The organism is Streptomyces sp. NPDC054847 (genome assembly GCF_053610925.1).
In genome coordinates this window covers 1-9,079 of the sequence record NZ_JBSGZJ010000297.1, presented here as the reverse complement: position 1 = coordinate 9,079, position 9,079 = coordinate 1, and the positions used below count along the sequence as shown (strand labels likewise).

Below are 9,079 nucleotides of genomic sequence, written 5' to 3'. Positions count from 1 at the left end.
TTCCTCGGTGTGCTTTCCGGCCTTTCGGCCTTCCGGCGGTTCCGACTCTATCAGACTCTTTCGGGCCTGATTCCCGGTCAGCGGGAGTTGTCTTCCCGGCTGTTGGGCCGTTCCGACGCTCAAACTCTAGCGGATTTCCCGGGCGGCTCATAATCGAGCTTTCGAAATGAATTTCGGCATGCCGAAATTCATCCCGGCTGGGAGATCGTGCTGAGTTTGGTTGCCGCGTTCGCGGCGGGATGGCTGTCGCAGAACCGTTCCGGCCCCGTGACAACTCGAAGAACCTTACGGATCGCAGAGGTCCGTGTCAACCCTGCCCCGCGGCCCCGCTAATCCAGGTCGGTGAGCCGCCCGCCGGCGTCCGGTTGGTCGTGTTCCACACGGCGCAGCACGCGGATGAGCAGCTCGCCGAGGACCGCCCGCTCGTCGCCCGAGAGGTCCTGGAGCAGGTCCTCCTCGAAGTTCGTCGCCATGCGCATCGCCTCGAGCCACTTGGCGCGGCCCTCGTCCGTCAGCTCGACGATCACCCGCACCCGGTTGTTCTCGTCTCGGTCGCGGGTGACCAGGCCTTCGCCGGCCATGCGGTCGATGCGGTGCGTCATCGCGGCGGGGGTGAGCCCCAGGCGCTTGGCGAGTTCACCGGGTCCCATGCGATAGGGGGAGCCCGAGAGCACCAGCGTCTTCAGGACTTCCCACTCGGTGTTGCTGATGCCGAGGTCGGCGACCTGGCGGCCGTACGCGACGTTCATCCGGCGGTTGAGCCGGCCGAGGGCGGAGACCACCTTCTCGACCTGCGGGTCGAGATCGCCGAATTCGCGCTGGTAGGCAGCGATCTGCTCGTCGAGGCTCGGCTCGTGCGGGCCGGACGTCAGGGAGGCCTCGGGGGTCTCGGTAGGCATGCGCCGAAGTATGGCACGGCACTCGTTGGCATTGAAGTCCTTCGATGTGTACTCTTCAGCATTGAACTTTAGTGTTGAAGTCTTCAGGGTTCAGTCCTACGGACTCGAGGGGCTTCTCGACCAGAAGCAGGTGAGTGTGACCAAGGCGAAGGGTGCAGCGATGCGCCGGATCCAGGCGGGGAACGCGCTGAGCGCGTTCGGGCTCGGCTTCACCGTTCCGTACCTCTACGTCTATGTGGCGCAGGTGCGCGAGCTGGGCGCGAGCACAGCGGGTGCCGTGCTCGCCGTCTTCGCGATGGCCGCGCTCGTCGCTCTGCCCTTCACCGGGCGGATCATCGACCGCCGGGGGCCTCTGCCCGTGCTCGTGGCCGCCGCCGTGCTCGCCTCCGCGGGAGCCGTCGGCATGGGTCTCTCCGGCAGCATCCCGGCAGTCGTACTGTCAGCCGCGCTGCTCGGCGCCGGCACGGCCGTGATGCAGCCCGCGCTCGCCACGATGATCGTCTGGTGCTCGGAGACGGCGACCCGCACCCGTGCCTTCGCCACACAGTTCTTCCTGCAGAACCTGGGGCTCGGCGTCGGTGGCCTGATCGGCGGACACATCGTCGACGAGAGCCGGCCGGCGAGCTTCACCCTGCTGTTCGGTATCGAGGCGGCCATGTTCCTCGTGCTCGCGGCGATCGCCCTGACCGTGCGGCTCCCCCACTCCCCGACGCTCCACGACTCGCGTCCCTCCGGCGCGGAGACCGGCGCCAAGGGCGGCCTGCGAGCACTGCTCGGCCACCGGGCCATGGTGCAGCTGCTCGTCCTGGGCTTCGTCCTCTTCTTCGCCTGCTACGGCCAGTTCGAGTCGGGTCTCGCCGCATACGGCACGGAGGCCGCCGGTATCGAGCCCGCGACCCTCGGCACGGCCCTCGCGGCCAACACGGCGGTCATCGTGCTCGCGCAGTTCCTGGTGCTGAGGTTCGTGGAGCGGCGCAGGCGCAGCAGGGTCATCGCCTCGGTCGGGCTCATCTGGGCCGTGGCGTGGCTGGCGGCCGGCTACGCGGGCCTCGGCCACGGCAGCCAGGCCATGGCGACGGCCGCGTTCATCTCGACGTACGCGCTGTTCGGCCTCGGGGAGGCGATGCTCTCGCCGACCGTGGCACCGCTGGTCGCGGACCTGGCGCCGGAGGCCATGGTCGGGCAGTACAACTCGGCCTTCGCGCTGGTCAAGCAGCTCGCTCTGGCGGTGGGCCCGGCCGTCGGCGGGCCGATGGGCGCCGCGCTGCACGGCCCGTACATCGTGACGTTCGTGCTGTTCTCGTTGTCGGTCACGGTGCTGGCGCTGCGCCTGGGCAAGCGGCTCACTCCGGTGCAGGACCGGCCGTCGCTCGCGGCGAGGACCCGCGTGGTCGCCGTGCACAAGCCCGAGGAAGCGGTCGCCTCCGCCCGCTGAGGCCCCGGGTCCCTGGGCTTCAGCGCGGAAGGGCGAACTCGCACCAGACCGCTTTGCCGCCGCCCGGGGTGCGTCGGCTCCCCCAGGACGAGGCGATCGTCGCGATGATGGAGATCCCGCGGCCCGCCTCGTCCTCCGTCTCGGCGCGGCGGCGGCGCGGCAGATGGTCGTCCCCGTCCGTCACCTCGACGATCAGCCGGCGGTCGGTACGGCGGAGTCTGAGCCGCATGGGCGGGGTGCCGTGCTGGAGGGAGTTGGCGACCAGTTCACTGACGGCCAGCACACCGAGGTCGTGCAGCTCCGGCGAGAACCGCCACGAGGCGAGGACCCCTGACGCGAAGGCCCGGGCACGCGGCGCCGCCTCGATACCGCCGAGCAGGTCCAGGGCGGCGTTGTGGAACAGCTCGGCGTCCGCCCCCTTCCGCGTCGGGTGCTGAAGGACGAGCACGGCGACGTCGTCGTCGTGCTCCGCGGTGACGCCGAGGGAACGGATCAGCCGGTCGCAGACCACCTGCGGGCTGCCCGTCGCCCCGGACAGCGCGCGCTCCAGCGCGGCCACCCCTTCGTCGATGTCCTCGCCACGGCGTTCCACGAGGCCGTCCGTATAGAGGACGGCGGTGGAACCGGGCGGCAGGTCGATGGCGCCCGAGGTGTGCAGCCAGCCGCCGGTGCCGAGTGGCGGTCCGGTCGGTTCCGCCGCCTTGTGGACCATGCCGTCCTCGTCGCGCACGAGGATCGGCAGATGGCCGGCGGAGGCGTAGACGAGCCGGCCCTCGTTCGGGTCGTGTACGGCGTACACACAGGTGGCGATCTGGCTGGCGTCGATCTCGGAGGCCAGGCCGTCCAGCAGCTGGAGGACCTCGTGCGGCGGGAGGTCGAGGCGGGCGTAGGCACGGACCGCTGTCCTCAGCTGGCCCATGACGGCGGCGGCGCGCACGCCGCGGCCCATCACGTCTCCGATGACGAGCGCCGTGCGTCCCGCGCCGAGCGTGATCACGTCGTACCAGTCGCCGCCGACCGCGGCGTCGATACCGCCGGGCTGGTAGGTGGCGGCGAAGCGGAGATCGTCGGGCTGTTCCAGTTCCTGCGGGAGCAGCGAACGCTGAAGCGTCACGGCCGTCTCCCGATGCCGGCGCTCGCTGGCCCGCAGACGCTCCGCCGCGTCCGCGTGGTCGGTGACGTCGGCCGCGAAGACGAACACGCCCTCGGTCTCCTTGCTGCCGTCCGCGCGCTCAGCGGGCAGGCAGGTGATCGTGTACGACCCCTCGCCCCGCCGGGCCGACTCCCCACCGCCCTGGATCCTGCGGGACTTGACCGTGCGCGGCTTGCCGCTGCACAGCACCTGGTCCATCAGCGGCAGCAGGCCCAGCTCCGTGAGCTCGGGGCACACGTCGGCGGCAGGCGATCCGGCCTGCCGCGGCCCGAAGGCGGCGGCGTAGGCGTCGTTCACGTAGGCGATGCGGTGATCGGGGCCGTAGACGAGCGCGACGAGGGCGGGCAGGCGGCCGAGCATCTCCGGTACGGAGAAGTCTTCCAGCGCCGGGACGTCGGGCGGGGGCTCGGAGTGACCGTACTCGCCGCGGGCCGCGGGCACGGAGCCCTCGGACCGCTGCGCCGGGGAGAGCCCTCGGTCGGTTCCCCGCGCCGCGGCGCGGCGCTGCGTACCGGGGAGCCTGGCGCTCCAACGCGTGAAGTTCACTGACTTTCTAGCCTCAATGGGATCGTCGCCAAGGGTCACTCTGTGCAGGTGTGAGCCCACCTATGGTCACACGTCAAGTGTGGCCGACCGGACTGACAGTCGTCTTTCCCGAGTTGCCGAACCGCCGTCAGGTCCCCGCGGGACCGTCGGGTGACCCGTCGGCCGACTGCTCCTGGGGCCCTTCCTTCTGGCCGGCGGACGGCTGCTCCTTCGAGCCGTTCGCCGGTCGTTCGCCTCCCGCCGCGAGTGCGAACTCGGCGCGCGGGTGTTCCAGCGAGCCGAGAGAGACGATCTCACGCTTGAAGAGCCCGGAGAGGGTCCATTCGGCCAACACTCGTGCCTTGCGGTTGAAGGTCGGCACCCGGCTGAGGTGGTAGACCCGGTGCATCAGCCAGGCCGGATAGCCCTTCAGCTTGCGCCCGTAGACGTGCGCGACGCCCTTGTGCAGGCCGAGGGACGCGACTGATCCCGCGTATTTGTGCGCGTAGTCCTGCATGGGCGCGCCGCGCAGCGAGGCCACGAGGTTCTCCACGAGCACCTTGGTCTGGCGTACGGCGTGCTGGGCGTTGGGCGCGCACTCGGCCTCGGGCTTGTCGGACGTCAGGTCCGGGACGGCCGCGGCGTCACCGGCGGCCCAGGCGTGGTCGACGCCTTCGACGGAGAGACGGGCGGTGCACTTGAGCCGCCCCCGCCCGTTCAGGGGCAGGTCGGTGGCGGCGAGGACCGGGGCGGGTTTGACGCCTGCCGTCCACACGAGCGTCCGGGTGGGGAAGCGCGAGCCGTCGCTCAGGACGGCGACACGGTCCTCGCAGGAGTCGAGGCGCGTCTCCAGGCGTACGTCGATGTTCCGGGCGCGCAGCTCACGTACGGCGTACCTGCCCATCTGCTCGCCGACCTCGGGGAGGATGCGCCCCTGTGCCTCGACGAGGATCCACTTCAGGTCCTCCGGCTTGATGTTGTAGTAGTAGCGGGAGGTGTAACGGGCCATGTCCTCGAGCTCGGCGAGGGCTTCGACGCCCGCGTAGCCGCCGCCGACGAAGACGAAGGTCAGGGCGGCGTCGCGGATGGCCGGGTCCCGGGTCGACGAGGCGATGTCCATCTGTTCGATGACGTGGTTGCGCAGGCCGATCGCCTCCTCGACCGTCTTGAAACCGATGCCGAAGTCGGCGAGGCCGGGGACGGGAAGGGTGCGGGAGATGGACCCGGGCGCGATGACCAGCTCGTCATAGATGATCTCGACGGCGCCGGCGCCCTCCTCCTCGGTCGCGAGCGTGCTGACCGTCGCCGTGCGCTTCGCGTGGTCGACGGCCTTGGCCTCGCCGATGACGATGGTGCATCTGTCGAGAACACGGCGGAGGGGGACCACGACATGGCGTGGGGAGATGGAACCGGCCGCGGCCTCCGGGAGGAACGGCTGATACGTCATATAGGGGTCGGGCGTGACCACGACGATTTCCATCTCGCCACGCGCCAGCTCGTGCTTCAGCTTCCGCTGGAGGCGCAGCGCGGTGTACATCCCGACGTAACCGCCGCCGACGACGAGAATGCGTTCGCGCGGCGGGGTGCCGGGGGTCGTGCCCCGGGTGTTTGCAGCCTTCACCATCCCATGAGGCAACGGCCTCGGGAGTTTGTCCACAGGCCCGGCAAATTGTGTGACCGGAAGACGGCTTCCGGCGGCTCCGCGCCCAGCTCGGGGCAAAAAGGAAGCCACGCAGGTCAGACATGGCGGGTGGGTCAGGGTCCCGGGGCGTAATAGGGAACCTTCCGGCCCTTGCTCCGATCGGGGGGCGCTCCGTGCGGAAGTACCCCCTTCTGAATTGACTCGGGCTCAACTATGTTCGTACTCGGTCGGGGTGTCGGGTCACGACATGCCCGGCGGACAGCGGGGAGGTCTCCGGGGGGAGACGACATGACCGGGGGAACGCTCATGCATATTCAGGATTCGCATTGGCAGACTGCCGTCGCGCCGGCATCGGCGGCCGACGGCAATGGGAGCGGGCGCGCGGGATCGGGCGGGACCAGCCGCTCCGCGCCGCTGCGGGTGGACGCGCAGCGCAATCTCGAGCACGTGTTGCGGGCGGCGCGCGAAGTGTTCGGCGAGCTTGGCTACGGCGCGCCGATGGAGGACGTCGCCCGGCGTGCGCGGGTCGGCGTGGGGACGGTGTACCGCCGCTTTCCCAGCAAGGACGTCCTGGTGCGCCGGATAGCCGAGGAGGAGACGTCCCGACTGACCGAACAGGCGCGCACCGCGCTCGGGCAGGAGGAGGAGCCGTGGTCGGCTCTCGCGCGTTTCCTGCGCACGTCGGTGGCGTCCGGCGCCGGTCGTCTGCTGCCGCCGCAAGTGCTGCGGGTGGGCGTCGACGGTGACGAGCCGACCGTCGTCACCGACACCGAGCCACTGGACGACACCCGGGTGCCGCAGCAGCGGGCGGTGGCACAGCCCGGGCTGCGTGTGGTGGCGCCACGACCGATGCCGGCTGAGGAGCTGGACGACAGCGACGACAGCGGTGCGGCGGATCTGCTGGAGGTGGTGGGCCGGCTCGTGGAGCGGGCCCGTGCGGCGGGCGAGCTTCGGGGTGATGTGACCGTGGCGGACGTGCTGCTGGTGATAGCCACCGCCGCGCCCTCGCTGCCCGACGCCGCACAGCAGGAGGCTGCCTCGGCCCGGCTGCTGGACATTCTGCTCGAGGGCCTGCGCCCCCGGGCGGTGTGAACGCTGCCCGCACGTCAACACGCCGTGTCCGCACGCCCGCCGCAGTGTGCCTCTTACGAGTGAGGCAGAGGAACCGGATCCGTGGAAGTTTCCCCGGACGGGTGGTTGCCGTACGGAGGGGTTCGGCGTAGGGCCGCTGTGTGGCACGCTTGCCCGGTGTTCGGGTCTGTAGGTGCTTACGGGGGCTTCCGCGATGAGCGGTGACGGGCGGGACGAGTCGCTGAGCGGCGCGGCCGGGCCGGAGGCGGACGGGCTGTCCGCCTCCCCGGTGCCCAGCCAGGGCGGCCGAGATGATTCCGCGGGCGGGGCGGGACCGGCCGGCGCGGCGGGGCAGCCGACGGACAGTGCGCCGGACGTGTCCAGGGCGCTCTCCGCGGAACCTGCGGATCCGCAGAACCACTACGCGGTGCCGCAGCAGCGGGAGGCCGGCAGCCACGGCTCGGTGCTGCCCCCGCCCCGCGAACTGCCACCGGCAGACGCAGAATTGATTCTGCGCATGCGGGACGGCGACGACAGCGCGTACGAGGAGCTGTTCCGCCGCCACGCGGACGCCATCCGGCGCTATGCCCGCACCTGTTGCCGGGACGCCGACACCGCCGACGACCTGACTGCGGAGGTGTTCGCCCGGACGCTGCAGGCGGTGCGCGGCGGCGCCGGGCCCGAGCAGGCCGTACGGGCCTACCTGCTCACCACGGTCCGGCGCGTCGCCGCGAACTGGATGAAGACCGCGAAGCGGGAGCAACTGGTCGAGGACTTCGCGGCTTTCGCCACGGAGGCGGCCCGCAGCGCCGACGCGTCGAACGAGGACACCCTCGACCTCGGCGCGGACGTACGGGCGATGCACGAGGCGGAACGGTCACTCGCCATGCAGGCGTTCCGGTCACTGCCGGAGCGCTGGCAGGCGGTGCTGTGGCACACCACCGTCGAGGAGGAGTCGCCGAGCGACGTCGCACCGCTCTTCGGGCTGACCGCCAACGCGACCGCGGTGCTCGCGAGCCGGGCCCGCGAAGGCCTCAAGCAGGCCTACCTCCAGGCCCATGTGAGCACCGCGCTCACCACGGGCGGCGGCTGCGCGCGCTACGCGGACCGGCTGGGCGCCTACGCCCGCGGCGGTCTGCGCATGCGGGCGGAACGCGGGCTTCGCAAGCACCTGGACGAGTGCGTCAAGTGCCGGCTCGCCGCGGGTGAACTGGCGCATGTCAACGCGGGCATTCCGGCGCTGCTGCCGATCGCGGTGATCGGCTGGTTCGCTGCGGGGTACTCCCTCAAGGCCGCGGGCATCGTGGCGGGCGGCGCCGTGGGCGCCGCAGGAGCCGGAGCGGCGGCGGCCGCCACCGGGAGCACCGCCGGCGGTGCCGCGGGCGGTGCCGCGGCCGAAGGCCTCGGGGCCCCGGCGAAGGTGGGCATCGCGGCCGCTGTCGCCGCGGTCGCGGCCGCCGGACTGGTCTGGGCGCTTTCCGGTGACCCGCAACCGGTCCCGGATCCTGTGGCGAAGCCGCCGGTCGCCCAGCCCGTCGTACCGCCGCCCACGCCCGAGCCGGAGTCCCCGGCCCCGCCCGTGCCGAATTCGCCGCCGGTCGTCGAAGCCGTGGCGGCGTCGGAGCCCGAGCCGGCACCCCCGAAGCCCACGCCGCCGAAGCCGAGCCCCACGCCGGAGCCGCCGCCTTCCCCGACGCCCACACCCACGCAGTCGCCCACACCCACTCCCACACCCACGCCTCCGCCGCCCGCGCCGGAGGTCTACCAGGTGAACCGCCTCGACTACGGGACCTTCGGCGACCACACGCGCCCGGAGGTCCGGCTCGGCGAGAGCAGCTGGCTCTGGCAACGCTCGTCCATGTCCATCGGCGGCACGCAGTACGCGCACGGGGCGACCACGCACGCCAAGTCGTCCATCACCATCGACCTCAACCGCCGGTGCACCACGTACGAAGCATTCGTCGGCATCGACGACCTGACGCGCGGCCTGGGCATGGGCGCGGTGCGCTTCTCGGTGTACGGGGACGGGACGCGGCTGTGGAGCTCCCCCGTCGTCCGCAGCGGCGAACCGGCGGTCCCGGTCCACGTGCCCATCACCGGCCGCAGCACCATCCGCCTGGTGGCGGAACCGGAGACCGCACGGGACCAGGTGGCGCTGGCGGACTGGGCGGAGTCACGCATCACCTGCGAGTAGGGGCGGGGCCGCTGGGGGGCGCTGCGCGGGGCCGTTTCCCCTACCCGCCCCTTCCCGCAACCGGGCTCCGCCCGGACCCGTCACCGCGCTCCGCGCGGTGTTTCGGGGGCTCCTCCCCTACGCCTGGCGGCGTGGGGGGACCCCCACCGCACCCCCGCGC

Annotated in this window: 6 protein-coding genes; 3 read left to right on the top strand and 3 right to left on the bottom strand. The window is 71.5% G+C overall.

The genetic code is table 11. The features are described from left to right. Window positions 1-329: 329 nt before the first annotated feature. Window positions 330-899: a MarR family winged helix-turn-helix transcriptional regulator gene (locus ACWGH4_RS24725; RefSeq protein WP_005315409.1), complete on the bottom strand. Its 570-nt coding sequence runs from the start codon at window positions 897-899 to the stop codon at window positions 330-332. A 160-nt stretch (window positions 900-1,059) separates the two neighbouring features. Here ACWGH4_RS24725 and ACWGH4_RS24720 point away from each other — a divergent pair, with 160 nt between their 5' ends. Beyond that, window positions 1,060-2,334 carry an MFS transporter gene (locus ACWGH4_RS24720; protein ID WP_453464673.1) on the top strand — a complete coding sequence of 425 codons (1,275 nt, stop codon included), beginning with the start codon at window positions 1,060-1,062 and terminating at the stop codon, window positions 2,332-2,334. A gap of 19 nt (window positions 2,335-2,353) precedes the next feature. Here the strand turns inward: ACWGH4_RS24720 and ACWGH4_RS24715 are convergent, their stop codons facing one another. After that, window positions 2,354-4,033, bottom strand: a complete 1,680-nt coding sequence (locus ACWGH4_RS24715) for an ATP-binding SpoIIE family protein phosphatase (protein WP_453464666.1) — start codon at window positions 4,031-4,033, stop codon at window positions 2,354-2,356. Window positions 4,034-4,160: 127 nt separating this feature from the next. Continuing rightward, window positions 4,161-5,636 carry an NAD(P)/FAD-dependent oxidoreductase gene (locus tag ACWGH4_RS24710; protein WP_453464663.1) on the bottom strand — a complete coding sequence of 492 codons (1,476 nt, stop codon included), beginning with the start codon at window positions 5,634-5,636 and terminating at the stop codon, window positions 4,161-4,163. 324 nt (window positions 5,637-5,960) lie between these two features. Between ACWGH4_RS24710 and ACWGH4_RS24705 the strand changes: the two genes are divergently transcribed. Then, the gene (locus ACWGH4_RS24705) at window positions 5,961-6,746 is read left to right on the top strand and encodes a TetR/AcrR family transcriptional regulator (RefSeq protein ID WP_453464670.1); all 786 of its coding nucleotides are present in this window, start codon (window positions 5,961-5,963) and stop codon (window positions 6,744-6,746) included. A gap of 193 nt (window positions 6,747-6,939) precedes the next feature. Then, window positions 6,940-8,919 (top strand): sigma-70 family RNA polymerase sigma factor, encoded by a 1,980-nt coding sequence (locus ACWGH4_RS24700; protein WP_453464660.1) that lies wholly within the window; start codon window positions 6,940-6,942, stop codon window positions 8,917-8,919. The last annotated feature ends 160 nt before the right edge of the window (window positions 8,920-9,079 follow it).